This is a genomic window from Pseudomonas monteilii (assembly GCA_001534745.1).
Classification (GTDB): Bacteria; Pseudomonadota; Gammaproteobacteria; order Pseudomonadales; family Pseudomonadaceae; genus Aquipseudomonas; species Aquipseudomonas alabamensis.
The window spans coordinates 165065-190723 of the sequence record CP013997.1 but is presented as its reverse complement, the minus strand read 5'-3'; the positions used below and the strand labels follow the sequence as shown (position 1 = coordinate 190723).

Sequence of the window (25659 nt, the reverse complement as noted above, 5' to 3'; positions counted from 1 at the left end):
AACGGACCAGCGTTTTTAGTTGAACAAGCGTTCAAGTTAAACATGGATCGTGTGCCAATGCGAACTGGCCATGACAGGCGGGGCCGCGCCATGACAGCGTGCGAGCGCGTCTCGGGGCGGCGTATGACGGCCGGACATGGCTTTCTGCCAGGCTCGTTCAAACCTGCTTGTCCTGACAGTCGAGTTGCAGGTTGGCCTGGGTGATGTTGCTGTAGGCCGGCACGCTACGGGTCAACCAGACGTTACCGCCGATGGTCGAACCCTGGCCGATGGTGATACGCCCGAGAATGGTCGCGCCGGCATAGATCACCACCTCGTCCTCGACGATGGGATGGCGCGCGTGGCCTTTCTGCAACTGCCCCGACTCGTCGGCCGGGAAGCGCTTGGCCCCCAGCGTCACCGCCTGGTAGATCCGCACATGCTGGCCGATGACGGCCGTCTCGCCGATCACCACGCCGGTGCCATGGTCGATGAAGAAGCTGGGGCCGATCTGCGCGCCCGGGTGGATGTCGATCCCGGTGGCCGAGTGCGCCAGCTCCGAGCTGATGCGCGCCAACAGGGGCAGACCGGCCTGGTACAGGTGGTGCGCCAGACGGTGGTGGATGACCGCCAGGATACCGGGATAGCACAGCAGCACCTCGTCCACGCTGCGCGCCGCCGGATCGCCGTGGTAGGCCGCCAGCACGTCGGTATCGAGCAGCACGCGCAGGCCGGGCAAGGCCGCCGCGAAGTCCTGGACCACCGCCAGGGCACGGGCATCTGCCGCCGCCAGTTCGGCCTTGTCCTGGCGTGCGGCGTAGCGCAGCTCCAGCCGCGCCTGGGCCAGCAGCGCCGTCAATGCGCTGTCGAGCGTGTGGCCCACGTAGTAGTCCTCGCTTTCCTCGCGCAGGTCGACCGGTCCCAGGCGCATGGGAAACAGCGCCCCGCGCAACTGCTCGAGGATCTGGGCCATGGCATCGCGCGAAGGCAGCTGACGCCCGCCCCGCTCTGCGCTGCTACGGCCATTGCTGGCACGCCACTGGGCACGGGCGCCGCGCAATTCGCCGACGATCTGCTGCAGGTGCCACAGCTCGGTTACTGGATTGTCGCTCACGGTGATGTCCTCATCAGCGGTCAGGTTTTCAAGAAACGGCGCGCCGCTTCGCACCTTTGCCAATGGCTGTTCACGGGGATCGCTCGCGTCGTTCCGACGGTTCGGCAATCTTCGCCTACCCTTCTACACGTCCCTTCCTGTCATGCCTGGAGCCGTACCATGATGCGATTCACCCAACCGTTGATCCGTGCCAGTCTGGCCTTGCTCATCGGCACCGCTGTCGTCGGCCAGGCCCAAGCCGGCGAGGCGCTGGCAGCGGTCGAGCAGCGCGGCGAACTTCGGGTCGGCCTGGAGGGTACCTACCCGCCGTTCAGCTTCGTGGACGAGAATGGCGCGCTGGCCGGTTTCGAGGTCGAGCTGGCCAAGGCCATCGCCAAGCAGCTGGGCGTCGAAGCCAAGCTCCAGCCCACCAAGTGGGACGGCATCCTGGCCGCCCTGGAATCCAAACGCCTGGATGTCGTCATCAACCAGGTGACGATCTCCGAAGAGCGCCGCAAGAAGTACGATTTCTCCACGCCCTACACGGTGTCGGGCATCCAGGCGCTGGTCCTGAAGCGCAAGGCCGAGGCGTTGAACATCCGGTCGGCCAAGGACCTGGCCGACAAGAAAGTCGGTGTGGGCCTTGGCACCAATTACGAGCAGTGGCTCAGAGCGGAAGTTCCGGAGGCCGACGTGCGCACCTATGAGGACGACCCGAGCAAGTTCGCCGACCTGCGCAACGGGCGCATCGACGCCATCCTGGTCGATCGTCTGGCCGCCCTGGAGTATGCGCAGAAGGCCAAGGACACCGTGCTGGCGGGCGAGGCCTTCTCGCGGCTTGAATCCGGCGTGGCGCTGCGCAAGGGCGAGCCCGAACTGCTCGCGGCCATCGACAAGGCCCTGGCGGCACTCAAGGCCGACGGCACCCTGGCCAGACTGTCGACGCAGTATTTCGGCGCTGACGTGACGCAATGATCGACGACAGCCTGCAACTGGTCGTCCAGTCGGCGCCCTTCCTGCTCAAGGGCGCCGGCTTCACCGTGGTGCTCAGCGTCGGCGGCATGACCTTCGGCCTGGCGCTGGGCTTCGGCCTGGCGTTGATGCGACTGTCGCGCGTGCGGCCGATCGACTGGCTGGCGCGGGTCTACGTGTCGTTCTTTCGCGGCACGCCGTTGCTGGTGCAGCTGTTCCTGATCTATTACGGTCTGCCCCAGGTCGGGCTCGAACTGGACCCTCTGCCGGCGGCGCTGATCGGCTTTTCGCTGAACATGGCGGCCTACGCCTGCGAGATCCTGCGCGCGGCGATCGGCTCGATCGAGCGCGGCCAGTGGGAGGCCGCCGCCAGCATCGGCATGACCCGCGCCCAGGCCATGCGCCGGGTGATCCTGCCACAGGCCGCACGTACGGCGCTGCCCCCGCTGGGCAACAGCTTCATCTCACTGGTCAAGGACACCGCCCTGGCCGCCACCATCCAGGTGCCCGAATTGTTCCGCCAGGCGCAGCTGATCACCGCACGCACCTTCGAAGTCTTCACGATGTACCTGGCGGCCGCCTTGATCTACTGGGTGCTGGCCAGCGTGCTGGCCCATGTCCAGCATCGCCTCGAGCGGCGGGTGAACCGTCATGACCTGGAGCTTGAGCCATGATCGCGGTAGAGCGCCTCACCAAACGCTTCAACGGCCATACCGTGCTCGATGGCATCGACCTGACGGTGCAGACCGGTGAGGTGGTCGCCATCATCGGGCCGAGCGGCTCGGGCAAGACCACCTTCCTGCGCTGCCTGAACCTGCTGGAAACACCGGACGCCGGCAGCATCCGTCTGGATGACCTGCACATCGATGCCGAACGTCCGCTCAAGGCGCAGCAAGGGATCATCCGCCAGCTACGCCAGCGGGTCGGCTTCGTGTTCCAGAACTTCAACTTGTTCCCGCACCGCACGGCCCTGGAGAACGTCATCGAAGGGCCCACCGTGGTACGCAAGCTGGCGCAGGACACGGCCCTGGCGCTGGGTCGCCAGCTGCTGGCCAAGGTCGGCCTGGCCGGCAAGGAGGAGGCGTATCCGCGTCGCCTGTCCGGCGGCCAGCAGCAACGCGTCGCCATCGCCCGGGCGTTGGCCATGGAGCCACAGGTGATCCTGTTCGACGAGCCGACGTCCGCGCTGGACCCTGAACTGGTCGGCGAAGTCCTGGCGACCATTCGCGACCTGGCGCACGAAGGACGGACCCTGATCATCGTCACCCACGAGATGAGCTTCGCCCGCGACGTCGCTCACCGGGTGGTGTTCTTCGACCAGGGCAGGATCGTCGAGCAGGGTGAGGCCAAGGCGCTGTTCGCCGCGCCACGGGAGGAGCGCACGCGGCAATTCCTGCGCAAGTTTCTGGGGACCCAGGCGTGAGCGCTGACGCTCAAGGCCAGCGCAGCTCCGACACCGGCTGCGGCCGGCCGAACCAGTAGCCCTGCCCCAGCTCGCACTGGTGCTGCATCAGGAACTGCGCCTGCTCGGCCTGTTCGATGCCCTCGGCATGCACCTGCATGTCCAGGCTGCGGGCCAACGCGATGACGGCCTCGACGATGGCACGGTCGTCATCGTCATGACCCAGCCCGGCGACGAAGCCCTGGTCGATCTTGAGCTTGTGCACCGGCATCCGCTTGAGCCGCAACAGCGAAGAATAGCCCGTGCCGAAGTCGTCGATGGCCAGCCTGACCCCCAGCTCGCGCAGGCGGTGCAGCTGTTCGAGCGCCACCTCCGGCTCGTCCATGATCGCGCTCTCGGTCACCTCCAGCTCGAGCATGGCCGGGGCCAGGCCGGTCTGGTGCAGGATGCGGTCGACCTGGCGATGGAGCGTGTGGTCGGCGAACAGCCGACTGGACAGATTGACCGCGACGAACGCCAGGTCGCGGCCCTCGGCCTGCCAGCGCACCATCTGCCGACAAGCCTGGTCGAGCACCCAGGCATCGATCTCGGCGATCAGCCCGATGCGCTCGGCAATGGGAATGAAATCACCCGGCGAAACCATGCCCCGCTGCGGGTGCTGCCAGCGCACCAAGGCTTCGAAACCCACGCGGCGCAGATCGTTCAGGGCATGCACCGGCTGGTAGAACACCCGCAGTTCATGGTTTTCCAGCGCATGGCGCAGCTCGCTTGCCGTCTCTACCCGGTGCTGGGCGTGGGTGGTCAGTTCCTCGGTATACAGGGCGTAGCAGGCACGCCCGTTGCGCTTGGCCTTGAACAGCGCCGAGTCGGCGTTGCGCAGCAGCTGTTCGGCGCTCGACGCATCGCTGGGGTAGAGGCTGATGCCGATGCTGGCGCTGATGAACAACCGATGCTCGTCGAAATCGAAAGGCGCCTTCAGGCGCTCCACCAGGGTCTGCGCCAGGGTCGCTGCCTGACCGAGCTGCTGGCAGTTTTCCAGCAACACGGCGAACTCGTCGCCGCCCAGACGGGCCAAGGTGGTACCGCTGCCCAGCGTTTCGGTCAGGCGCTCACCGACCAGCTTGAGCAAGGTGTCGCCGGTGGTGTGCCCCAGGCCATCGTTGATGCTCTGGAAGTGATCGAGGTCGAGCAGCAGCAAGGCGCAGCCGCACTTTTCGGCCTGTGCCGCGACCAGCGCATGCTCGGCCCGGTCGCTGAACAGCAGGCGGTTGCCCAGCCCGGTCAGCGGATCATGGTGGGCCAGGTAGGCCAGTTCGCGCTCGGAGTGCTTGATCGCGCTGATGTCGCTGAAGACCGCCACGTAGTGGCTGTGCTGGCCGTCGTCGTCGCTCACGGCCCGGATGGTCTGCCATTGAGGATAGATCTCGCCGTTCTTGCGACGGTTCCAGATCTCCCCGCTCCACTCGCCCTTCTCGGCCAGGGTCGCATAGATCGCCTGGTAGAAAGGCACGCCATGGCGGCCTGACTTGAACTTGCTGGGGCGGTGGCCGAGCACCTCGTCCTGGGCGTAACCGGTAATGCGCATGAAGGCCCGGTTCACATGCACGATCACGCCGTGTCGGTCGGTCACCAGAACACCCTCCAGGGTGCTGTCGAACACCGCAGAGGCCATGCGCAGACGCTCGCGGTCTTCGCGGCGCAGCTGCATACCAAGGCCGATGGAGTCGAGCAGACGGGCACGTGAGACGAAGATCAGCAGCGCGCTGAGGAGGGCCCAGAGCAGGCCATTGATCTGGTGACCTACGGCCAGCTTGGCGGGGTCGGCCAGGAACGTGCGCAACACTTGGTCGGAGACTGTCAGCCAGATGACCGACAAGGCCAGGTAGAGCGCTGCCATGCGCAAGGCGTCACGATGTGAAGCAGACATAACCGGTGGACGAACCCCTGAAAAGGATGCGGCATTATAGAGAGTGAATGTCGTCCTGACTGCCCATGTGACAGTGGATTTGTCCGATACGTGCGGCCTGTCACGTCTCTGGCCCCTCGCGTTCGTCGGCACGCAGCCAGGTGAAACCGGAACTTCGTCACGGTTTTCCGCTCAAACGGCCATAGCCCGCGTGGCGGGCCGATCACGGGTCGCGCGCACCTCCGCCGAGAGCCCTTTTCGTGCACATGGTCGATGACACCCCTTCTTATTCGCCCGATCCAAAGTCCGAAACCGCCAAGACTTTGCTGGCCCTGCTGCATGCACAGGGTGAGGTCGCGCGCCTGAGCGAGCGTGAGCGGCTGTTCAGTTCGTTGCTCGAAAGCGTCAATGCGGTCCTGTGGGCCATGGACTGGGAAACCCGTCAGGTGCTGTACGTCAGCCCGGCCTATGGGCGCATCTTCGGGCGACCACCGAACCTGGTGATGGCGGACTTCAACGAGTGGCGCAACAGTGTCTACCCCGATGACCTGGACTATGCCGAGAGCAGTCTGGCCCAGGTGCTGGTGACGGGCGCCGTCGAAAACCGCGAATACCGCATCATCAACGGCGCTGGCGAGATGCGCTGGCTCAGCGACAAGTGCTTCATCAGCCAGCAGGAAGGCGGCAAGCGACCGGTCATCGTCGGCATTGCGGAGGACATCACCGAAAAGAAGCGCTTGGAGGGTGAACTGCAGCGTCTGGCGACCACCGACGTGCTGACCCAGAGCAGTAACCGCCGGCACTTCTTCGATTGCGCACGCCAGGCCTTCGAAACGGCCCGTCAGGACGGCTCGCCCTTGGCGTTCCTGCTGCTGGACATCGATGACTTCAAGCAGATCAACGACAGCTACGGTCACCAGCAGGGCGACCAGGTATTGCAGCGGGTGGCCGACAGCGGCCGCTCGGTGCTGCGCCGGGGCGACCTGTTCGGGCGCATCGGGGGCGAGGAATTCGCCGCCGTCTTCCCAGGGTGCACGGCGCAGGTCGCCGAGCAGATCGCCGAGCGCCTGCAGCGTGAGATTCAGCGCCTGCACTTCACCCATGGACAACGGTCTTTCGGCGTCACGATCAGCCAGGGCCTGACCGGTCTTGGCGAAGCCGACGAGGCCCTGGACATTCTGTTCTCGCGCGCCGATGCGGCCATGTACCAGGCCAAGCGCCAAGGCAAGAACCAGATCGTCACGGGTTGAGACGACACCCACTTGGGCGCCACCCGACGCCAACCGTGCTACCCCAGTAGCGGCGTATCATCGTCCGGCAGATCGTCCACGGTCATCGCCGGTGGCTTCGTCTGAACCGAGGGGGCCTGCGCGTCGGCGACAGGTGCGGCGTCCTGCAAGGCAGGCGTCGGCGCGAGGCGGACACGTAAGCGCTCCAGGGCCGCAGCCTCCAGCTTCAACAGACGTGCCGTGCGCCCCTGGGCGACCCGCTCCAGCCCGTGCTCGGCGGGTACGTCGATCAGTTCGCGGGCCAGGTGCATGACCAGCAGCGCCCTGGAATACACCCCACCCCCCAGCTGATAGGTCGCGGCGATCAGTTCACGCAGGCCCAGCGGCAGGCGCCACCGGGCCCGCAGTGCCGAGCCGAAGGCCGCGCCCTGATCGCGCAGCGCCTGTCCCACCTCCGCGTCTTCCAGCGGGCCTCCACCCAATCGCCATTCCTGAAGGCTGCGCAGCACCGCCAGCTCACCCAGGCAATGCAGCAGCCCGGCGCACTGGCACGGGCCTTCCTCGAGCGCCAAGGCACGGGCCAGGGCACGCGCCTGCTCGGCCAGGGCCACGGCGGCGTGGCGATAGGTCTCGGCATACCGGATCAGCAAAGGGTCGCTGAGCCGCACCCCGCGCTTGAGGCTCATGCCCAGCATGAGGTTCATGCTCTGCGTGCCGCCCAGCACGGTCAGCGCTTCGGCCAGGCTCTGCACGCCGGCCTCACGGTGCAGCGAGGCGCTGTTGGCGGCCGCCACCAGCACGGCGGTGGTCTGGGGGTCGGCCTCCACGAGCGGCGCCACGACCGCGAGGTCCAGGCCGTGGGGCGTCAGCGCCTGCTTGATCACCTGATGCAGGTCGAGAAACACCGGTGCACCCTCGGCCGTCGTGCGTTGCTGCGTGAGGAAGGTGCGGACATCGAGACCTTCCTGCAGCAACGGCACCGGGCAGGCGACCTGTTGACCGACCTCCAGCAGCAGTGCCTCGAGCCGCCTGCGCAGCCCCTCCAGGTCCAGCGGTTTGCTCAGGTAGGCCGTGGGGTGCAAGGGCAACGCTTCGCGCACGCTGGCCAGGTCGGTGCGTCTGCTCAACAGGATGAAGGGCAAGGCAGGCGTACGACTGCGGGTCCGTACGGTGCGCAGCAGGTCCAGCCCGTCGATGCCCGCCAGCTCACGGGCGGCGATGATCAGGTCGGGTTGGCGGGTCATCGCGGCCAGGGCCTGATCGCCATCGGCACACACGTGCAGGCGGGCATCGCAGCGTACGCTGAGCAACATGTCGCGCAGCAGGTCGCGCACCCACGGGTCGCTCTCGGCGATCAGCACGCACGGTGGATGAGTCTGGGTGGCAGGCATGGGCACCTCCTGTGCGACGTGTCGGACGCGCACCTCGGCGCGCCAGGATGACGGTGGTTGTGACAACCATAGCGTGCCAGGCAGGGGTGGCGAGGAAAATCGACACGCAGGCCCCTGAACGGTGGGCATACCGCGGAACGCTGGCACAAAAAAACCCGCCGTGGCGACGGAGCTGCCACAAGGGCAACCCCGCACCACGGCGGGTCGTTCGTCTCGAGGTTACATCACGCCAGTTCGGCGAAGCATTCCTCGATGATCGCCAGACCTTTGTCCAGCTGCTCGTCCGGTGCGGTCAGCGGTACCAGGATACGCAGGACGTTGCCGTAGGTGCCGCAGGACAGCAGGATCAGGCCTTTGTCGCGGGCCTTGGCCACGACCTGGCTGACGGCGGCAGCGTTCGGGGTCAGCGAGCCTTTGGCATCGAAGACTTCGACGGCGATCATCGAACCCAGACCGCGCACGTCACCGATGATCGGGTGCTTGTCCTGGATCTGACGCAGGCCAGCCATCAGGTGCTCGCCCACGGCCTTGCTGCGCTCGAGCAGGTTCTCTTCCTCGAACACCTCGATCACGGCCAGGGCCGCGGCGCAGGCGATCGGGCTGCCGGCATAGGTGCCGCCCAGGCCGCCTGGAGCGATGGCGTCCATGTACTCGGCCTTGCCGCAGACACCGGCCAGCGGGAAACCACCGGCGATGGACTTGGCGAAGGTGGTCAGGTCAGGCGTGACGCCCATCTGTTCCATGGCGAAGAAGGTACCGGTACGGCCAGCGCCGGTCTGCACTTCGTCGGCGATCAGCAGAATGCCATGCTGGTCGCACAGGGCGCGCAGGCGCTCCATGAAGGCCTTCGGTGCGGTGATGAAGCCGCCCTCGCCCTGCACGGGCTCGATGATGATGGCAGCGATGTCACGCGGCTCGGCATCGTTCTTGAAGATGCGCTCGATCGAGGCGATCGACTCGTCGATGCTGACGCCGTGCAGCTCGTTCGGGAACTGTGCACGGAATACGCCGCCGGGCATCAGGCCCATGCCGGCCGAGTACGGCACGACCTTGCCGGTCAGGCCCAGGGTCATCATGGTACGGCCGTGGTAGCCGCCGGTGAAGGCGATCACGCCGGCACGGCCGGTGGCGGCACGGGCGATCTTGACGGCGTTCTCGACCGCTTCCGAGCCGCTGGTGACCAGCAGGGTCTTCTTGGCGAAGTCGCCTGGCACCTTGGCGTTGATCTTCTCGCACAGCTCCACGTACGGCTCGTAGGCCAGGACCTGGAAGCAGGTGTGGCTGACCTTGGTCAGCTGCTTCTGCACGGCCGCCACGACTTTCGGGTGCAGGTGGCCGGTGTTCAGTACGGCGATGCCGCCGGCGAAGTCGATGAACTCGCGGCCTTCGACGTCGATCACGGTCGCGTTCTCGGCGGTGTCGACGAAGATCGGGTGGATCTGGCCGACGCCACGTGGGACGGCGTTGACACGGCGCTGCATCAAGGATTCGTTGGTCTTGCTCATAATGCCCTCATCGCGCCACAACAGCGTGGCGCTTACATTCGGGGGTGGCTGGTATTCGACTGCGGCAGCATGCGTTGATCGACTGCGGCAGGGCCCTGGCCACCAGGTGCTGCGGGTATGAAAAAAACCAGCGAGACGTCGCTCTCGCGCCTCGCTGGCAGAGGTAAAGCCTTACACGATGATCAGATGCTCAGGCACAGGTACTTGATCTCGAGGTAGTCCTCGATGCCGTACTTGGAACCTTCGCGACCCAGGCCCGAGGCCTTGATGCCGCCGAACGGCGCCACTTCGTTGGAGATCAGGCCGGTGTTGATGCCGACCATGCCGTACTCCAGGGCCTCGGCGACACGGAACACACGGCTCATGTCGCGGGCGTAGAAGTACGAGGCCAGGCCGAACTCGGTGTCGTTGGACAGGGCGATGACTTCGGCTTCGTCCTGGAAGCGGAACAGCGGCGCCAGCGGGCCGAAGGTCTCTTCCTTGGCCACGGCAGCGGTCTTCGGCACGTCGACCAAGATGGTCGGCTCGAAGAAGTTGCCTTCGATCAGCTTGCCGCCGGACAGCACGCGAGCGCCCTTGGAAACGGCGTCCTCGATGTGCTCCTGGACCTTGGCCACGGCCTTATGGTCGATCAGCGGGCCGGTGGTGGTGCCCTCTTCCAGACCGTTGCCGATCTTGAGCTTGGCGACCGCGACCTTGAGCTTCTCGGCGAAGGCGTCGTACACGCCGTCCTGCACGTAGATGCGGTTGGCGCAGACGCAGGTCTGACCGTTGTTGCGGTACTTGGAGATGATCGCGCCCTCGACGGCCTTGTCCAGGTCAGCGTCGTCGAACACGATGAAGGGCGCGTTGCCGCCCAGCTCCAGGGAGACTTTCTTGATGTCCTTGGCGCATTCCTGCATCAGCTGGCGACCGATCTCGGTCGAGCCGGTGAAGGACAGCTTGCGCACCAGGGCGTTGGAGGTCAGCTCGCCGCCGACTTCGCCCGCGCTGCCGGTCACCACGCTCAGCACGCCGGCCGGGATGCCGGCACGGGTGGCCAGCTCGACCAGGGCCAGGGCGGAGTACGGGGTCTGCGAGGCGGGCTTGAGCACCATGGTGCAGCCTGCGGCCAGGGCCGGGCCGGCTTTACGGGTGATCATCGCTGCCGGGAAGTTCCACGGGGTGATGGCTGCGGTGACGCCGATCGGCTGCTTGATCACGATCAGGCGCTTGTCCGCCTGGTGGCCCGGAATGGTGTCGCCATAGACACGCTTGGCTTCTTCGGCGAACCACTCGATGAACGAGGCGGCGTAGGCGATCTCGCCCTTGGCTTCGGCCAGCGGCTTGCCCTGCTCGGTGGTCATCAGGCGAGCCAGGTCGTCCTGGTGCTCGATCATCAGTTCGAACCAGCGACGCAGCTTGGCCGAACGCTCCTTGGCGGTCAGCGCGCGCCAGGCCGGCAGGGCCTTGTCGGCCGCTTCGATGGCACGGCGGGTTTCCGCGGTGCCCATCTTCGGCACGCTGCCGATCACTTCACCGGTGGCCGGGTTGGTCACCTGGATGGACTGGCCGTTGTCCGCGTCCAGCCATTCACCGTTGATGAAGGCTTGCTGGCGGAACAACTGAGCGTCTTTGAGCTGCATGTCGGCTTCCTTTAACAGCGCCGTGCGCGCACGGAGCGAATGGTCGAGGGTGGGAAACGCCCCGCAGGGCGGTCTTCGGGCATCGCGCCGTGTACGGCGAACGGGGTCGGTACACGGCATCAGGCGTTTGAAATCTCAAACGAATCCTAAGGGTCCGCTAGGTGGAGAACAATAGCCTGTTCGAAAAAAAGAACGAACGGCCCTGCCTCCTGCCCAGTCAGAGTGACTTTTCGAAGATTTTCGAGTTTCGCTGGTAGTTGTACAGCGAAGCACGTGCCGCCGGCAGGCGCTCGACCTCGCTGGGCGCGAAACCACGCTCGCGGAACCAGTGCGCCGTGCGCGTGGTGAGCACGAACAGGGTTCTGAGGCCCATCTGCCGCGCACGGGTCTCGATGCGCTCGAGCAGCTCGTCGCCGCGCCCGCCGTGCCGGTACTCCGGGTTGACCGCCAGGCACGCCAGCTCACCGCACTCGGAGTCGGCGATCGGGTACAGGGCGGCGCAGGCGATGATCATGCCGTCGCGCTCCACCACGCTGAACTGTTCGATCTCGCGCTCGAGCACCTCGCGCGACCGCCGCACCAGGATGCCCTGCGCTTCCAGCGGGGTGATCAGGTCGAGCAGACCGCCGACGTCCTCGATGGAGGCTTCGCGCACGATCTCGAACTGCTCCTGAGCGACCAGGGTGCCGCCGCCGTCACGGGTGAACAGTTCGGTCAGCAGCGCGCCGTTCTCGGCATAGCTGACGATGTGACTGCGCGCCACACCGCCCTTGCAGGCCTCGGCGGCGGCATCGAGCAGCTCGCCCTGGTAGTCGCTGCCCAGCCGCTCCAGGTGCGCAGGCACCTGCTGGGGCCGGATCTCGCGCACCAGGTGACCCTGGGCATCGAGCAGGCCGGCCTCGGCACCGAACAGCAGCAGCTTGTCGGCGCCCAGCTCGATGGCCGCGCGGGTAGCGACGTCCTCGCAGGCCAGGTTGAAGATCTCCCCGGTCGGCGAATAGCCGAGCGGCGACAGCAGCACGATGGAGCGCTCGTCGAGCAGCCGGCCGATGCCCTTGCGGTCGACCCGACGTACCTCACCGGTGTGGTGGTAGTCGACGCCTTCGAGCACGCCGATGGGCCGGGCCGTGACCAGGTTGCCGGTCGCCACGCGCAGCCGCGCGCCCTGCATGGGCGAGGACGCCATGTCCATCGACAGGCGCGCCTCGATGGCGATGCGCAGATGGCCCACCGCATCGATCACGCAGTCCAGCGTGGCCGCGTCGGTGATGCGCAGGCCATGGTGATAGCGTGGCGCCAGGCCGCGCGCGGCCAGACGGCTTTCGATCTGCGGCCGCGAACCGTGCACCAGCACCAGGCGCACGCCCAGGCTGTGCAACAGCACCAGGTCGTGGACGATGTTGCCGAAGTTGGGATGATCGACACCATCGCCCGGCAGCATCACGACGAAGGTGCAGTCGCGGTGGGCATTGATGTAGGGAGAGGAGTGGCGCAACCAGTTGACGTATTCGGGCATGACAAGGCCTGTGGCAAAGGGGGAAAAAAAGGGCGACGCGTGGCACAGGAACGTCATCGTCGGAACAGGTCAGGCATCACACGCGGTCTCCTTGAAAACATGAACGATTGAGGTAGGCAGTCAATTCAGGCAGTAGTGCTGGATCAGCTCACGCAGTAGACGCACGGTCGGCTCGATGCGTGACACCTCCAGGTATTCGCCAGGTTGGTGAGCGCAGGCGATGTCGCCCGGGCCCAGCACCAGGGTCTGGCAGCCCAGTGCCTGCAGGTACGGCGCTTCGGTGCCGAAGGCCACGGCTTCGGCACGATGCCCAGTCAGTCGTTCGGCCAGCAGCACCAGTTCGCTGTCGGCCGGCTGCTCGAACGGCGGCACCTCGGGGAACAGCGGCGCGTAGTCGATGCGCACGTCGTGGCGCTCGGCCAGTGGCGCCAGCTTGGCCCGGATCGCCGCGCGCAGCGGCTCCGGGTCCATGCCGGGCAGCGGGCGCAGGTCGAACTCCAGTGCGCATTGGCCGCAGATCCGATTGGGGTTGTCGCCGCCATGGATGCAGCCGAAGTTCAGGGTCGGGGTCGGCACGGTGAACTGCGGGTTGCGGTAGGTCTTTTGCCACTCACGGCGCAGGTCCATCATCTCGCCCATCACCGCGTGCATGGCTTCCATGGCGCTGCGGCCCAGGCTCGGGTCGGACGAATGGCCGCTGCGGCCCAGGATGTCGATGCGGTCCATCATGATGCCCTTGTGCAGGCGCACCGGGCGCAATCCGGTCGGCTCGCCGATCACGGCGGCACGGCCCAGCGGCTGCCCGGCGTCGGCCAGGGCACGGGCACCGGACATCGAGCTTTCCTCGTCGCACGTGGCCAGGATCAGCAGCGGTTGCTTGAAGTCATGCTCGAGCAACGGCCGCACTGCCTCGATCACCAGGGCGAAGAAGCCCTTCATGTCGCAACTGCCCAGGCCGACCCAGCGCCCGTCGATCTCTTCGAGCTTCAACGGGTCGGTCTGCCACAGCTGTTCGTCGAACGGCACGGTGTCGCTGTGCCCGGCCAGTACCAGCCCGCCGGGTCCGGTGCCGCGACTGGCCAGCAGGTTGAACTTGCCCGGGCTGACGGTCTGGATCTCGCAGACGAACCCCAGGTCGCCCAGCCAGCCGGCCAGCAGCTCGATCACCGGGGCATTGGACTGGTCCAGGCTGGCCTGGGTGCAACTGACCGAGGGCGCGGCGATCAAGGCGGCGAACTGGTCTTTGAGCGGCGGCAGGGGCATGCGCGTTCTCCTCGGAGTCGGCCCCCATCATAGGACCATCCGGCACCGGGAATAAACCGTCAAAGGCCGACTGCTGTACACTCGTCACGTCTGCCGAGGCGCTTTTGCCTGCACGAATGCCCGGCAAATTATGTAGGCACCCACCCCTGAGCCTGGATCACCCCGCGATGCACAAAGAAACCGAACTCAAACTGCGCGCCAGCCGCGAGACCCTCGACGCCCTGCGCGAGCACCCCCTGCTGAAGAAGCGCAACAAGTCCGGCTGGCAGACGCGCGAACTGCTCAACCAGTATTTCGACACGCCAGAGCGCGACCTCGCCGCGGCCAAGGTCGCCCTGCGCCTGCGTCGCGATGGCGACGCCATCATCCAGACGCTCAAATGCCGTGGCCAGAGCGTGGCCGGCCTGTCCGAGCGCAACGAATACGAATGGCCGCTGGAGAAGGTCAAGCTCGACCTGAAGAAGCTCGACGACAGCTGCTGGCCCGAGGCCCTGCGCGACCTGGACAAGAAGCGCATCAAGCCCTTGTTCACCACCGATTTCACCCGTGAGGTCGCGGACATCGCCTGGGGCCGTGGCAAGAGCAAGGTGGTCATCGAGGCCGCCCTCGACCAGGGCTTCGTGATCGTCGGCAAGCACAAGGAAGCCATCAGCGAGCTGGAGCTGGAGCTGCGCGAAGGCGACCCGCAGGCGCTGCTCGAGCTGGCTGCCGAGCTGGCCGCCAGCCTGCCACTGATGCCCTGCGACATCAGCAAGGCCGAGCGCGGCTACCGCCTGCTCGACCCCGACCAGCACACCCTCGACCTGCCGGTCAGCGAGCTGGACGCCGACATGACCCTGGACGATGCGTTCGCCGCCCTGGCCTGGCAACTGCTGGGCAGCAGCCAGCGCCTGGCCGAGCAGTACCGCCACACCGGCCACTGGCGCCTGTTGCAGGACTGGGGCGACTGCCTGGGCGAGCTGCGCGCCCTGGTCACCACCCTGGGCCAGGCCGCGCCCCGCGTCACCACCCACACCCTGCGCGCCCGCCTCGACGCGCTGCTCGAAGACTGGCGCCCGCTGGTGCTGGCCGGCAACGAGGACGAGGACGTCCGCCGCGCGGCGCCCGAGCAGTTCGCCGACGAGCTGCTGGAGACGCGCTGGGGGCAGTTCTCTCTGGAGACCGCGCGCTGGTTGACGGCACGTGCCTGGACCGTGGAGCGCAACAAGCGTGGCGAGCGTCAGGGCGGTGCGCAACTGGGCAACTGGCTGGCGCACCAGCTGGGCGCCGAAGCCCTCGACCTGCAACTGCCACGCTACAACCAGCAGCCCGAGGACCTGGCCGAACAGCTGCCGCGCATCGAACGTCTGCTGGCCTGGCTGCACCACGCGCGCCAGGTGCTCGAGGTGCCGCAGGTGGATCGCCTGTACGGTGACTTGGTCAAGCTGCACCAGTTGGCCAACCAGCCGCTGGGCGAAGAGGTGCTGGCCGCCCGTGTCGAACTGACCCACGTGATCAACCAGAGCCGGGCCTGGAAGCAGCTGGTCGGCTAAGCCCTGGCCGTCAACGGCAGGCAGGTCGTGGACTTAATTTCGGACAAGGCCACGATCGAGTTGACCTCCTGGATCCCCGGCACATTGGACAGCTTCTCGAAGAAGAACCGCTCGTAGGCTTCGATGTCCGGGGTGACGATCCGCAGCATGAAGTCCACCGACCCCATCAGCACATGACACTCCAGCACTTCGGGGAAGCCGCGGATCGCCTCGGTGAACTCGGCGAAGTTGGAGCGTCCATGGGCGTTGAGCTTGACCTCGGCGAAGATCTGCGTGTTCAGGCCGACCTTCTTGCGATCGAGCAGGGTCACCTGCCCCCGGATGACCCCTTCTTCCTTCAATCGCTGCACCCGGCGCCAGCAGGGTGACTGCGACAGCCCCACCCGTTCGGCCAGTTGCGCGCTGGACAGCGAAGCGTCCTCTTGCAGCAACGCCAGAATGCGCCGGTCGTAGGCGTCCAACTCACTGTGCATGATCGTTTCTCGAATAGGCAAGTAGACGACCAGTATCATGCGCCTCCAGCCTTTTTTCGAGCACCATGAGCGAAGCATTGTCCGAACCGGAATGGGAAAATGCGTCATCTGTCCTGGAGCGCCTGCCATGTCCCACCCTGAACGTCTTGTCGCCCAACACGCTTTCGACGCCCACCCTGCCCCCGCGGAAGTCCGCTACTGGCTCAGCGCCGAGGCCGAGTCCGACAGCGTCTGTCGGGTGCTGAACCTGTTTGCCTTGCAGTCGCTGATGCCCCACGAGCTGCACGTGCGTCAGCGCGGCGACCTGCTGGACATGGAAATCGCCGTGAGCGGACTGGCGGCGCCACGGGCGCAGTTGATCGCCCGCAAGATCCGCAACCTGATCTGCGTCGAGGACGCCAGCGTGCGTTGCCAGCCGTTGCTGACCGAGGCCTGCGTACAGGACGCAAGACACGGTAACGATTGTGCCGCGCTGGAACATGCCTGAACCGCTAGCCTTGCCAGGACCATCGATGACTCGGCAAGGATGCCCCTCATGTACACACCGGACGACGGCTCGCTCGACCTGCATCGCCTGCTCGACCGCCTGGTCGACACCGCACGGCTCACCCCCGCACAGGCTGCCCAGGCCCGCGAAAGCCCGGTGGTCACCGACCACCCGCTCGAACACCTCGCGACCTTTGCTTTCGAGGATGCCCTGCACCCCGGCCGGACCTGGGATCTCGAGCGTCTGGGCCAGTGGCTGGCCGATCAGGTCGGGCAACCGTACCTGCGGCTCGACCCTTTGCAGCTGGACCTGGCCCACATCACCGGGCTGATCTCGCCAGGCTTCGCCCAGCGCCACGGCATCCTGCCCGTGGCAGCGGACGAGACCGGCGTGACCATCGCCAGCGCCCAGCCCTACCGTCGCGACTGGGAGGCCGACCTGGCCCAGGGTCTCGGCCGTCCGGTCCGCCGCGTACTGGCCTGCCCGCGGCAGTTGCGGCAGCTGGGTCAGACCCTGTTTCGCCTGGCCGCATCGGTCCAGGGTGCCCACCAGCGCCCGACCACCGACCTGGTGGAACTCGAGCATCTGCTTGCCCTGGGCCAAGGACCAAGCGACGGCAGCGCCCAGGACACGCACGTGGTGCACATCGTCGACTGGGTGCTGCAGTACGCCATCGAGCAGCGAGCCAGCGATATTCACCTGGAACCGCGTCAGGACCAGGCCCACTTGCGCTATCGGATCGACGGCCTGCTGCACCCGGTCTACACCTTCCCAGGCGGCATCGCCCTGGCGCTGACCAGCCGCCTGAAACACCTGGCGCGCATGAACGTGGCAGAGAAACGTCGGCCGCAGGATGGTCGCCTGCGCACCCGACTGCCCAACGGTGGCGACGTGGAGCTGCGCCTGTCGACGCTGCCCACACCGTTTGGCGAAAAGCTGGTGCTGCGCCTGTTCGACGCCTTGCAGCTCCAGCAAGGCCTGTTCGGGCTGGGCCTGGAAGGCGAGATGCTGGCGCGCTGGCAACGGCTGCTGCGGCGCCCTCACGGTCTGCTGCTGGTGACGGGCCCCACCGGCTCGGGCAAGACCAGCACGTTGTACGCGAGCTTGGCATGGCTGGCCGGGCCGACGGTCAACCTGTGCACCATCGAAGACCCGATCGAGCGGCTGGACCCGGCGTTCAACCAGTTGCAGGTCCAGCCTCACCTGGACCTGGATTTCGCCGCAGGCGTGCGCGCGCTGCTGCGCCAGGACCCCGACATCCTGATGATCGGCGAGATTCGTGATGCCAGCACGGCGCAGGTGGCGGTGCAGGCAGCCCTGACCGGCCACCTGGTGCTGTCCACGCTGCACACCAACGATGCCTGCAGTGCGATTGCGCGGTTGCGCGACCTGGGCGTCGCCGACTACCTGATCAAGGCCACGTTGCTGGGCGTCATGGCGCAGCGCCTGGTGCGTGCGCCGTGCCCGGCGTGCCACGGTACGGGGACGCACGCCCAAGGCACCTGCCCGACCTGCCGAGGCACGGCCTGCCAGGGTCGCACCGGGTTGTTCGAACTGCTGGTGATGACCGACGGGACACGCCAGGCGCTGACGCCACACGGCGACCTGACGGCGTTGCGACAACAGGCCGAGCGTGAAGGCCTGTGGAGCCTGCGCCGCAGCGGCCAGGACAAGGTCGCGCGCGGATTGACCTGTGCCGAGGAGGTCCGGCGTGTCTGCGACGAGGCCTGAGCAGGTGGGGAACTTGATGCCTCGGGCGCGCTCGAAGGGGCATTCCTCCATGCCTTGCCAAGGTGACCCCATGCGTCTGAAAACAACGATCGCCGCTGCTGCCCTGCTCGCCCTGCCCATCGGTTCGGCCATGGCCGACGGCTTCTGGCGCGACGTGCTCTCGTCGGGCGCGACCACGGCCTCGACCTACCTGACCTCCAGGGATCACAAGCTGGTCGCCGCCGCCCGTGACGATGCCGGCAGCTACGTCGCCAGTCAGGGCGCGATCCGCGGCCCCTATCTGGAAGCGGCCTTGCACCGGGTGCGCGCCGAGCAGCCCGGGCTGCAGGCCAGCGACATGGAACTGGCCAGTGCGATCCTGGCCAGCGGCACGGCGCGGCCATGAGCCACGCGCGCGCCTGAATCGCCTCAGTCCAACCCGAGGTGCTTGGTCTGCGGCGCCCACCACAGCGACGTGACCAGCCCGACCAAGGGGAAGATCGAGGCGATCAGCAACGTCATGGAAATCCCCAGGTGCTGCAGGGTGACCGGTAGCAGGTAGGTCGCCCCGGCCGCACCGATCCGGCTGAATGCCGCCGCGAACCCGACGCCGGTGCTGCGAAAACGGGTCTCGAACATCTCCGGTGGATACACGTACTGGATGTTGTTCGACCCGGTGATCACCAGCACGAACACGCCGAACAGCACCAGCGACGCCAGCGGCGGCGGGTTGCCCCAGAGCCCGAGCACCAGCAGCAAGGCGAACATGGCCGCGAAGGTGGAGATGACGAACGTGCGCCGTGACACCTTGGACAGCCACCACAGCCCCAGCAAGGCGCCGAGGATCTGCACCCCGTTCATCTGCAGATCGGTGGTAAACCCGTCGTTCACCCCCAGGCTGTCCAGGACGGGCAGGATGAAGGTGAAGATGGCGAACATCGGACCGACCTGACAGAACCAGAACAGCCCGGCGTACAGCACCCGGCGCCAGTCGTTCTCGACGAAGAACTGCCGCAACGTCGTTTCGCCCTGCACCTGCTTCACGCTGGGCAGGCCATACTCAGGCCCGTAGCGGCGGTGCACGATGGCCAGGGCTTCCTGCTCGCGTCCACGGCTTTGCAGCCAGCGCGGCGACTCCGGGATGGCGAAGCGAATGAGCAACGTCACCAGGGCCGGGATCGCACTGCTGGCGAGCAGGCCGCGCCAGGCTTCAGGCGCCCAGAAATGCCCGACGAAGAACGCCGCGACGAACCCCACGAACCAGAACAGCGCGATGCTGCCCAGCAACAGGCTGCGGTGCCGGCGTGGCGCGAACTCGGCCAGCAGCGACGTGCCGACCGCGTACTCCACACCGATCAGCAGGCCCAGCAGCATGCGCAGGGCCACCAGGTCCCAGGTGCCGACCACGAACAGCTGCGCCAGCGAGACGCCGATGAAACCCACCAGGTTCCAGAAGAACACCCGCTTGCGGCCGAAGCGGTCGGCGACGCGGCCGAACACCAGCCCGCTGACGAAGATGCCGATCAGCGCGCTGGCGGCGATCAGGCCCTGGCTCAGCGGTGACAGGCTCAGCTCGGTCGCGGCCGGTGTGATGGCCGCGCCGATCACCCCCAGGATGTAGCCGTCGACGATGATGCCGCCGAAGGCGCTGATGGCCACCAGCACGACCAGCAGGTTGAGGGGTGCGTCATCGATGGAAATGCCTGTCGCGGGGGTGGGTCGGGCGGCGTGCTGCTGGGGGTCTGCGCTCATGTGCATGGGTGGTGCTCCTGATGGCTGGCTTCGGACCTTAGGGTCCGAGTGGCCTGACCGCGTGCTCGAGAACGACAGCGTCGATGGGAATGACGACATGCCACCAGGACCGGAATCGACGGCGCCGCAGGATGACGTTTTCCATCCGTTGGATGCCGTTTTGCGCATGACCTGCCTGCGGCGTCTGCGGGATGCTTGGGCGTGCCCACTTGCCCTGTCCCGTTCGCGAGGCTCCCATGAAGAACGTCGAAGAAATACTCAAGACCAAGGCGCAGCATCAGGCCGTGTACACCATCGGCCCTGAAGATTCGGTGCTGGAAGCCTTGAAGACATTGGCCGAGAAGAACATCGGTGCGCTGCCGGTGGTCGAGGACGGCCAGGTGGTCGGCATTGTCAGTGAGCGGGACTATGCGCGCAAGCTGGTGCTCAAGGGGCGCTCTTCGGCTGCCACGCCCGTGCGCGAGATCATGAGTTCACCGGTGTTCACCGTCGAGCCGCGCCACAACCTGGAATACTGCATGAGCCTGATGACCAACCGCCACCTGCGCCACCTGCCCGTGGTGGCCAATGGCGAGCTGATGGGGCTGCTGTCGATCGGCGACCTGGTCAAGGAAACCATCGCCGAACAGGCCAACCTGATCCAGCAGCTGGAACAGTACATCCGCGGCGAGTGACTCAGTGGTAGGCGCGTTCGAGGTCGTCGAGTTGATGGTCGAAACTGCGCAGGCGGGCCGACCAGGTATAGACCAGCACCTCGATGTCGCGGTTGAGCACGGCCGTGCCCGTCGAGGCCGCGGAAGAAGGCTCGTTCACGTCGAGTCGGTAGCGTTCCCGCGTCATGGCCGCCGCGACGCTGGACAGATCGCGCGCATTGGCCTGCCAATGCTGGCGACCATCGCGCAACTCACGGTCCAGTTCACGGCATTGTTGCCTGAGCGCCTCGAGGCTCTGGTCCAGCGGCGTACCGCGCAGCTCGCCCATGACTTCCTCGAAGGTGCGCCCACAATGCCAGTGGCTTCCCCACAGGTAGCGATCGAAGACCGTCTCCACGCGGCGCAGGGCAACCTTGGTGTTCCAGATGGTGACCAGCGTATGGCCCTGGACCAGCTCGCGCCGGTTCAGGCGCAGATGCTGCCAGGCGATCCAGACCAGCGTGACCAGCGCCGCCGCGACGACGAGGCCGGCAGCAGCATAGAGAAACAGCTGGGCACGGTGCAGGTCATAGGCGCTGCGGATGCCGAAGAAATAACCGCCGGTCAGTACGCCCAGGATGGCCAGGGCGCACCAGAACGCGGGTGCATAGGGATCTTTCATGACTGCGTCCCCTCCTCGATCCTTCGAGCATAGCAACGCCGTCCCAGCTCTCCAGCACCGCTCGGCGCCTACACCTCGGGCTTTTCGTGCAGCATGACGTTGAGCTGGTCGATCATCGGGATCCAGTCGGCGTCCTTCTCGTAGCTTTCCTTGAGGAACGCGCGTTGCGCGTCGGTCCAGAACGGTGCGTCCACCAGTTTCACGTCCTGGTCCAGGGGCGAATGGGTGGTGATGAACTTGTCGATCTCGACGGCATCGTCAGGCAGGCCCAGCTGCTGGAAAACCTCGGATAACGGATGAACAGGTGCGTCCATGGTGCCTCCTTCTGGCCGGCCGATCGGCGATCGGCCCTACGGCGTTGGATGATGGATCGGGCAAGTGGGACTTGCCCGCCAACGGGTAGACAACGCAGAAGGCGCAGAGGTCGATTCAGAGCGGTGCGCGGCGCAGACTGGCCAGCAAGGTGGCCGCGCCGACGAACAGCCCGGCGAAGGTGCGGTTCACCCGGCGCTGCTGGCGTGGCGTGCGCAACAGGCGCAGCACACGCGAGGCCAGCCCGGTGTAACCGGCCATCACCACCAGGTCGACGACGACCATGGTCGCGGCGATCGTCAGGTACTGCGGCACCAGGGGCTGATGCGGGTCGATGAACTGCGGCAGGACCGCCAGCATGAACACCAGGGCCTTGGGGTTGCTGACGTTGATCAGCAGGCCGCGCATCACCAGCCCCAGCGGCTTGGCAGCCGGTCGCACGGCCGTGTCGTCCCCCAGGTCGGCCGGCAGGGCGCGCCATTGCCTGAAGGCCAGGAACAGCAGGTAGCCGACGCCGAACCACTTGATCACCTGGAACGCCGTGGCCGATGCGGCCAGGATCGCGCCGACACCTGCCGCCACCACGGCGATCTGCAACAGCAGGCCCAGCTGCAGGCCGATCGCGTTCCAGTAGCCGCGCCAGAAGCCATGCTGCAGACCGCTGGACATCGAGGCGATGGCACCGGCCCCCGGCGACAAGCTGATGACCCAACAGGCGACGAAGAAACCCAGCCAGGTCTCCATGGACATTGCTCCACCTCCCTTGTCTCGTGCGGACACGCAGCCTGCCCGTGAGGCCAATGAGTGCGTGTGTGTGTCGGCGACTGTAGCGTGTCGCCCTGCCGGCGTCGACCCGCTCAGCCGTGGCGGGTCGTGACGCTTCGCAGGGCGTCCCTCAGGACAACGCTTCCAGCTCGGCCTGCAGGGTCTCGAGGGTTTCCAGGGCTTCCATCCACGCCTCCTCCAGCTCGCCTTCACGCTGCTTGAGCGTGCCCTGACGTGCCAGCAGCTCGCGCAGCTGCTCCTTGCGCGAGGCGTCGTAGAGGCCGCTGTCGCCCAGGGCCGTCTCGATCTCGGCCAGCTGCCCGTGCACCTGACCCAGTTCGTTTTCCAGCTTCTCGGCGGCACGCTTGTGCGGCGCCAGCTGCTGGCGGAGCGTGGCGGCCGCCTGGCGCTGCGCCTTCTTGTCGGTCTTGTCCGGGTTGCCTGCCGTGGTGCTCACCGGTGCATGCCGTTGGCGGTAGTCGACCAGCCAGCGGCTGTAGTCGTCCAGGTCGCCGTCGAATGCCTGCACCTTGCCTTCGGCCACCAGCAGGAAGTCGTCGGTGGTACTCTTGAGCAGGTGACGGTCGTGGGAGACCACCACCACGGCTCCAGCGAACTCCTGCAAGGCCATGGTCAGCGCCAGGCGCATTTCCAGGTCCAGGTGGTTGGTCGGTTCGTCGAGCAGCAACAGGTTGGGCCGTTCCCAGGCGATCAGCGCCAGGGCCAGGCGCGCCTTCTCGCCACCCGAGAAATTCACCACCGGCTCGTCGACCCGGTTGCCATGGAAGTCGAAACCGCCGAGGAAGTCGCGCAGGGTCTGCTCGCGCTCGCCCGGTGCCAGGCGTTGCAGGTGCAACAGCGGGCTGGCCTTGTCGTCCAGCGAGTCGAGCTGGTGCTGGGCGAAGTAGCCCACGGCAAGGTTCTCGCCACGGACCAGGCGGCCGCCCAGGGGCGTCAGCTCGCCGACCAGGTTCTTGATCAGGGTCGACTTGCCGGCGCCGTTGGGGCCCAGCAGGCCGATGCGTGCGCCGGGCACCAGCTGCAGCTTGACCTTCTCCAGGATGACCTTGTCACCGTAGCCGAGCTGCCCTTCGGACAGGTCCAGCAGAGGGCTGGAGATCTTCTCCGATTCACGGAAGCTGAAGTCGAACGGCGAGTCCACGTGCGCGGCCGACAGCTCTTCCATCCGCTCCAGGGCCTTGATCCGGCTCTGGGCCTGACGCGCCTTGGTAGCCTGGGCGCGGAAACGGGCGATGTACTTTTCCATGTGCGCACGGCGCGCCTGCTGCTTCTCGAACGCCTGCTGCTGTTGCGCCAGGCGTTCGGCGCGGGTGCGCTCGAAGGCACTGTAGCCGCCGCGGTACAGGTTGAGCTTGCACTGTTCGACGTGCACCACATGGTCGACGACCGCATCGAGGAAGTCGCGGTCGTGGGAGATCAGCAGCAATGTGCCGGGGTAGCCCTTGAGCCAGTCCTCGAGCCAGAGAATGGCGTCCAGGTCCAGGTGGTTGGTCGGCTCGTCGAGCAGCAGCAGGTCGGACGGGCACATCAGCGCCTGGGCCAGGTTCAGGCGCATCCGCCAGCCACCGGAGAAGTCGCCCACGCGGCGCTCCATCTGCTCGTTGCTGAAGCCCAGACCCGCCAGCAGCTTGCGCGCACGGGCATCGGCGGTATAGCCGTCGGCGCTTTCCAGCTCACTGTGCAGGCGTGCCAGGGCGCTGCCGTCCTGGGCCTGCTCGGCCACCTCCAGCGCGGCCTGGACCTGGCGCAGGCGATGGTCGCCATCGAGCACGTAGTCCACCGCCAGGCGATCGAGGGTATCGACCTCCTGGCGCATGTGCGCGATGCGCCAGTCCGCCGGCAGGCGGCAGTCGCCGCCGTCGGGCGACAACTCGCCGCGCAGCAAGGCGAACAGGCTGGATTTGCCGGCGCCGTTGGCGCCGATGAGCCCGGCCTTGTGACCGGCGTGCAGGGTCATCTCGGCGCCATCTAGCAGGCGCTGAGGACCACGCTGTAAAGTGAGGTTGGTTAGTCTGATCATGATGGTCGCGGAGTCTACCAGCTTCCATGACCCCTGGCGCGAGTCGAACAATGCCTACCGATCTATGGAATCACGCCATCGCCCTGTACCGCAGGCCGGGCGTGGAAACGGCCTGCCTGGAGCTGCAAGCCCAGGGCGGCGATGTCTGCCTGGCGCTGTGCGGCACTTGGCTGCAGGCGCGGCATGTACCGGTGACGCCGGCACGTGTGGAGGCGCTGCGCGCGCTGGCGCAGGCGTGGCAGGCACCGGTGATCGCCCCCTTGAGGGCGCTACGCACGGGCTGGAAGGCGCAGGCCCTGCTGGACCCTGCGCTGGCCGAGCTGCGCGAGCAGGTCAAGGCTCTGGAGCTGAGTGCCGAACGCGTGCTGCTCGAACGCTTGGAGCGCCTGGCGAACGGCTGGGCCAGTGAGGCGGGCGCTGCACAGGACTGGCTGGAGGGCTTGGTGCCTGTGCAGCCCGAGGGCCAAGACGCGCTGGAACGGTTGCGCGTCGCGGCCCAGGCGCTTCAGGCCTCGGAGGCCTGAGCCGAGTCGGTTGCCGTGTAGGACACCCCTTCCGATACCGCCGCTGCAGGCGTGCGGCCTGCGGCGACCGGTGTATCGGCCTGTGGCCCGGCCGGCTTGACGGTGCGCTTGGCCGCGGGCTTGCGAGGTGCCCGGGCCGGTGCCTGGGTAGCGCCCGGCGCAGAGGCCGAGCCGGTCGCGTCTGCAGGGGTCTTGGCGGTGGCCGTCCGACGTGAGGCCGCCGGCTTGGCGGTGGCCGACGTCTGCGAGCCAGCAGCGTTCGTCGCGCTGGCCGAACGACGGGCCGTCGACACGGTGGGCGCCTGATCGCCGGCTGCCTTGCGCGGCGCGCGGCTGCTGACGACCTTCGTGTCGCGGGTACGGGTTGGCTTGGCGGCAGGCGTTTCGTCAGCCACCGGCTCAGACTGGACCTGGGTCCGCTGTGCAGCCGGTTTTTGTGAGGACTTTCCGTCACGCTGGGCCAGGCGCTCGTTCACGGCCTCGCGCACCTTGCCGACCCCCTGGGCCAGGGCCAGGCTGTCTTCGACGTCACGCTTGAGCGTCTGGATGTACGTCCGGGTTTCGGTCTGACGGGCCTTGAGCGTGTCGAGCAAGGCTTCCAGCTCGTCGATCGCCTTGCGCGTCTTGCCTTGTGCCTTGCTCTTGCCAGCGGCGGCATGGTCCTGCAGTTTCAGGCGCGCGTCGTGGAGCTTTTCCTGTGCCTTGCCGCGCCGCTTCTCCAGCTTGGCCAGCACCTTCTCGGCGTCGGCCAAGGCCTGTGAACAAGCGTCTTCCAGCGTCTCGAGCAGGCTGTCGGACAACTGCTGGAGCAAATGCAAGGGCGTACTGACAGACTTCTTCTTGGACGGCATGGGTACCTCCTGACTGA

At 66.6% G+C, this 25659-nt stretch carries 23 protein-coding genes and 1 pseudogene; 10 read left to right on the top strand and 14 right to left on the bottom strand.

Annotated elements, in window-relative coordinates; genetic code table 11:
- Positions 1-157: 157 nt before the first annotated feature.
- A complete protein-coding gene (locus APT63_00880) occupies positions 158-1093 on the bottom strand; it encodes a serine acetyltransferase (protein AMA47757.1) in 936 nt (311 codons plus the stop codon).
- A 162-nt stretch (positions 1094-1255) separates the two neighbouring features.
- Here APT63_00880 and APT63_00875 point away from each other — a divergent pair, with 162 nt between their 5' ends.
- The 3 genes from APT63_00875 to APT63_00865 are packed head-to-tail and all read left to right on the top strand — an operon-like array spanning position 1256 to position 3467.
- Positions 1256-2047: a cystine transporter subunit gene (locus APT63_00875; GenBank protein AMA47756.1), complete on the top strand. Its 792-nt coding sequence runs from the start codon at positions 1256-1258 to the stop codon at positions 2045-2047.
- Complete coding sequence (locus APT63_00870) at positions 2044-2718, top strand: amino acid ABC transporter permease (protein ID AMA44276.1); 675 nt, start codon at positions 2044-2046, stop codon at positions 2716-2718. The genes APT63_00875 and APT63_00870 overlap by 4 nt, the downstream gene beginning before the upstream one ends.
- Positions 2715-3467 (top strand): ectoine/hydroxyectoine ABC transporter ATP-binding protein EhuA, encoded by a 753-nt coding sequence (locus APT63_00865; GenBank protein AMA44275.1) that lies wholly within the window; start codon positions 2715-2717, stop codon positions 3465-3467. The genes APT63_00870 and APT63_00865 overlap by 4 nt, the downstream gene beginning before the upstream one ends.
- A gap of 10 nt (positions 3468-3477) precedes the next feature.
- On the opposite strand, the gene APT63_00860 is transcribed toward APT63_00865, so the two are convergent.
- Positions 3478-5373 (bottom strand): diguanylate cyclase, encoded by a 1896-nt coding sequence (locus APT63_00860; protein ID AMA44274.1) that lies wholly within the window; start codon positions 5371-5373, stop codon positions 3478-3480.
- A gap of 245 nt (positions 5374-5618) precedes the next feature.
- Here APT63_00860 and APT63_00855 point away from each other — a divergent pair, with 245 nt between their 5' ends.
- Positions 5619-6602 (top strand): diguanylate cyclase, encoded by a 984-nt coding sequence (locus APT63_00855; GenBank protein ID AMA44273.1) that lies wholly within the window; start codon positions 5619-5621, stop codon positions 6600-6602.
- A gap of 38 nt (positions 6603-6640) precedes the next feature.
- Here the strand turns inward: APT63_00855 and APT63_00850 are convergent, their stop codons facing one another.
- From APT63_00850 to APT63_00830, 5 genes are all read right to left on the bottom strand, one after another.
- Positions 6641-7972: a histidine kinase gene (locus APT63_00850; protein AMA44272.1), complete on the bottom strand. Its 1332-nt coding sequence runs from the start codon at positions 7970-7972 to the stop codon at positions 6641-6643.
- A gap of 224 nt (positions 7973-8196) precedes the next feature.
- Positions 8197-9477 carry a 4-aminobutyrate aminotransferase gene (locus APT63_00845; protein AMA44271.1) on the bottom strand — a complete coding sequence of 427 codons (1281 nt, stop codon included), beginning with the start codon at positions 9475-9477 and terminating at the stop codon, positions 8197-8199.
- A gap of 182 nt (positions 9478-9659) precedes the next feature.
- Positions 9660-11102 carry an NAD-dependent succinate-semialdehyde dehydrogenase gene (gene gabD / locus APT63_00840; GenBank protein AMA44270.1) on the bottom strand — a complete coding sequence of 481 codons (1443 nt, stop codon included), beginning with the start codon at positions 11100-11102 and terminating at the stop codon, positions 9660-9662.
- A gap of 217 nt (positions 11103-11319) precedes the next feature.
- Positions 11320-12618 carry an N-acetylglutamate synthase gene (locus APT63_00835; protein ID AMA44269.1) on the bottom strand — a complete coding sequence of 433 codons (1299 nt, stop codon included), beginning with the start codon at positions 12616-12618 and terminating at the stop codon, positions 11320-11322.
- A gap of 120 nt (positions 12619-12738) precedes the next feature.
- Entirely contained in the window at positions 12739-13881 is a 1143-nt protein-coding gene (locus APT63_00830) for an acetylornithine deacetylase (GenBank protein ID AMA44268.1), read from the bottom strand.
- Between the two features lie 167 nt (positions 13882-14048).
- Between APT63_00830 and APT63_00825 the strand changes: the two genes are divergently transcribed.
- Positions 14049-15413 (top strand): adenylate cyclase, encoded by a 1365-nt coding sequence (locus APT63_00825; protein ID AMA44267.1) that lies wholly within the window; start codon positions 14049-14051, stop codon positions 15411-15413.
- Here APT63_00825 and APT63_00820 read toward each other — a convergent pair.
- The gene (locus tag APT63_00820; protein ID AMA47755.1) at positions 15410-15886 is read right to left on the bottom strand and encodes an AsnC family transcriptional regulator; all 477 of its coding nucleotides are present in this window, start codon (positions 15884-15886) and stop codon (positions 15410-15412) included. The two genes, APT63_00825 and APT63_00820, sit on opposite strands and share 4 nt — an antisense overlap.
- A gap of 127 nt (positions 15887-16013) precedes the next feature.
- Between APT63_00820 and APT63_00815 the strand changes: the two are divergent.
- From APT63_00815 to APT63_00805, 3 genes and pseudogenes are all read left to right on the top strand, one after another.
- Positions 16014-16292, top strand: a pseudogene (locus tag APT63_00815) (hypothetical protein).
- Between the two features lie 129 nt (positions 16293-16421).
- Positions 16422-18104 carry a type II secretion system protein E gene (locus APT63_00810; GenBank protein ID AMA44266.1) on the top strand — a complete coding sequence of 561 codons (1683 nt, stop codon included), beginning with the start codon at positions 16422-16424 and terminating at the stop codon, positions 18102-18104.
- A 70-nt stretch (positions 18105-18174) separates the two neighbouring features.
- Positions 18175-18489, top strand: a complete 315-nt coding sequence (locus APT63_00805) for a ribonucleotide reductase (protein AMA44265.1) — start codon at positions 18175-18177, stop codon at positions 18487-18489.
- Positions 18490-18512: 23 nt separating this feature from the next.
- Here APT63_00805 and APT63_00800 read toward each other — a convergent pair whose 3' ends face one another.
- The gene (locus APT63_00800; GenBank protein AMA44264.1) at positions 18513-19841 is read right to left on the bottom strand and encodes an MFS transporter; all 1329 of its coding nucleotides are present in this window, start codon (positions 19839-19841) and stop codon (positions 18513-18515) included.
- A 230-nt stretch (positions 19842-20071) separates the two neighbouring features.
- Here APT63_00800 and APT63_00795 point away from each other — a divergent pair, with 230 nt between their 5' ends.
- Entirely contained in the window at positions 20072-20509 is a 438-nt protein-coding gene (locus APT63_00795) for a histidine kinase (GenBank protein ID AMA44263.1), read from the top strand.
- Between the two features lies 1 nt (position 20510).
- Here the strand turns inward: APT63_00795 and APT63_00790 are convergent, their stop codons facing one another.
- From APT63_00790 to APT63_00775, 4 genes are all read right to left on the bottom strand, one after another.
- Positions 20511-21149: an NADH:ubiquinone oxidoreductase subunit N gene (locus APT63_00790; GenBank protein ID AMA44262.1), complete on the bottom strand. Its 639-nt coding sequence runs from the start codon at positions 21147-21149 to the stop codon at positions 20511-20513.
- 68 nt (positions 21150-21217) lie between these two features.
- Positions 21218-21463 carry a hypothetical protein gene (locus APT63_00785; protein ID AMA44261.1) on the bottom strand — a complete coding sequence of 82 codons (246 nt, stop codon included), beginning with the start codon at positions 21461-21463 and terminating at the stop codon, positions 21218-21220.
- A gap of 115 nt (positions 21464-21578) precedes the next feature.
- Positions 21579-22211 (bottom strand): threonine transporter RhtB, encoded by a 633-nt coding sequence (locus tag APT63_00780; GenBank protein ID AMA44260.1) that lies wholly within the window; start codon positions 22209-22211, stop codon positions 21579-21581.
- Between the two features lie 145 nt (positions 22212-22356).
- Positions 22357-24267: an ABC transporter ATP-binding protein gene (locus APT63_00775; protein ID AMA47754.1), complete on the bottom strand. Its 1911-nt coding sequence runs from the start codon at positions 24265-24267 to the stop codon at positions 22357-22359.
- Positions 24268-24317: 50 nt separating this feature from the next.
- On the opposite strand from APT63_00775, the gene APT63_00770 reads away from it, so the two are divergent.
- Complete coding sequence (locus tag APT63_00770) at positions 24318-24791, top strand: hypothetical protein (protein ID AMA44259.1); 474 nt, start codon at positions 24318-24320, stop codon at positions 24789-24791.
- Here APT63_00770 and APT63_00765 read toward each other — a convergent pair.
- Complete coding sequence (locus APT63_00765) at positions 24773-25642, bottom strand: hypothetical protein (protein AMA44258.1); 870 nt, start codon at positions 25640-25642, stop codon at positions 24773-24775. The two genes, APT63_00770 and APT63_00765, sit on opposite strands and share 19 nt — an antisense overlap.
- Between the last annotated feature and the right edge of the window lie 17 nt (positions 25643-25659).

What these genes read in the sequence shown, in the direction of transcription:
- APT63_00875 (AMA47756.1), top strand. Translation starts at nt 1,256, where the DNA reads ATGCGATTCACCCAACCGTTGATCCGTGCCAGTCTGGCCTTGCTCATC.
- APT63_00870 (AMA44276.1), top strand. Translation starts at nt 2,044, where the DNA reads ATGATCGACGACAGCCTGCAACTGGTCGTCCAGTCGGCGCCCTTCCTG.
- APT63_00865 (AMA44275.1), top strand. Translation starts at nt 2,715, where the DNA reads ATGATCGCGGTAGAGCGCCTCACCAAACGCTTCAACGGCCATACCGTG.
- APT63_00860 (AMA44274.1), bottom strand. Translation starts at nt 5,373, where the DNA reads ATGTCTGCTTCACATCGTGACGCCTTGCGCATGGCAGCGCTCTACCTG.
- APT63_00855 (AMA44273.1), top strand. Translation starts at nt 5,619, where the DNA reads ATGGTCGATGACACCCCTTCTTATTCGCCCGATCCAAAGTCCGAAACC.
- APT63_00850 (AMA44272.1), bottom strand. Translation starts at nt 7,972, where the DNA reads ATGCCTGCCACCCAGACTCATCCACCGTGCGTGCTGATCGCCGAGAGC.
- APT63_00845 (AMA44271.1), bottom strand. Translation starts at nt 9,477, where the DNA reads ATGAGCAAGACCAACGAATCCTTGATGCAGCGCCGTGTCAACGCCGTC.
- gabD (AMA44270.1), bottom strand. Translation starts at nt 11,102, where the DNA reads ATGCAGCTCAAAGACGCTCAGTTGTTCCGCCAGCAAGCCTTCATCAAC.
- APT63_00835 (AMA44269.1), bottom strand. Translation starts at nt 12,618, where the DNA reads ATGCCCGAATACGTCAACTGGTTGCGCCACTCCTCTCCCTACATCAAT.
- APT63_00830 (AMA44268.1), bottom strand. Translation starts at nt 13,881, where the DNA reads ATGCCCCTGCCGCCGCTCAAAGACCAGTTCGCCGCCTTGATCGCCGCG.
- APT63_00825 (AMA44267.1), top strand. Translation starts at nt 14,049, where the DNA reads ATGCACAAAGAAACCGAACTCAAACTGCGCGCCAGCCGCGAGACCCTC.
- APT63_00820 (AMA47755.1), bottom strand. Translation starts at nt 15,886, where the DNA reads ATGCACAGTGAGTTGGACGCCTACGACCGGCGCATTCTGGCGTTGCTG.
- APT63_00810 (AMA44266.1), top strand. Translation starts at nt 16,422, where the DNA reads ATGTACACACCGGACGACGGCTCGCTCGACCTGCATCGCCTGCTCGAC.
- APT63_00805 (AMA44265.1), top strand. Translation starts at nt 18,175, where the DNA reads ATGCGTCTGAAAACAACGATCGCCGCTGCTGCCCTGCTCGCCCTGCCC.
- APT63_00800 (AMA44264.1), bottom strand. Translation starts at nt 19,841, where the DNA reads ATGCACATGAGCGCAGACCCCCAGCAGCACGCCGCCCGACCCACCCCC.
- APT63_00795 (AMA44263.1), top strand. Translation starts at nt 20,072, where the DNA reads ATGAAGAACGTCGAAGAAATACTCAAGACCAAGGCGCAGCATCAGGCC.
- APT63_00790 (AMA44262.1), bottom strand. Translation starts at nt 21,149, where the DNA reads ATGAAAGATCCCTATGCACCCGCGTTCTGGTGCGCCCTGGCCATCCTG.
- APT63_00785 (AMA44261.1), bottom strand. Translation starts at nt 21,463, where the DNA reads ATGGACGCACCTGTTCATCCGTTATCCGAGGTTTTCCAGCAGCTGGGC.
- APT63_00780 (AMA44260.1), bottom strand. Translation starts at nt 22,211, where the DNA reads ATGTCCATGGAGACCTGGCTGGGTTTCTTCGTCGCCTGTTGGGTCATC.
- APT63_00775 (AMA47754.1), bottom strand. Translation starts at nt 24,267, where the DNA reads ATGATCAGACTAACCAACCTCACTTTACAGCGTGGTCCTCAGCGCCTG.
- APT63_00770 (AMA44259.1), top strand. Translation starts at nt 24,318, where the DNA reads ATGCCTACCGATCTATGGAATCACGCCATCGCCCTGTACCGCAGGCCG.
- APT63_00765 (AMA44258.1), bottom strand. Translation starts at nt 25,642, where the DNA reads ATGCCGTCCAAGAAGAAGTCTGTCAGTACGCCCTTGCATTTGCTCCAG.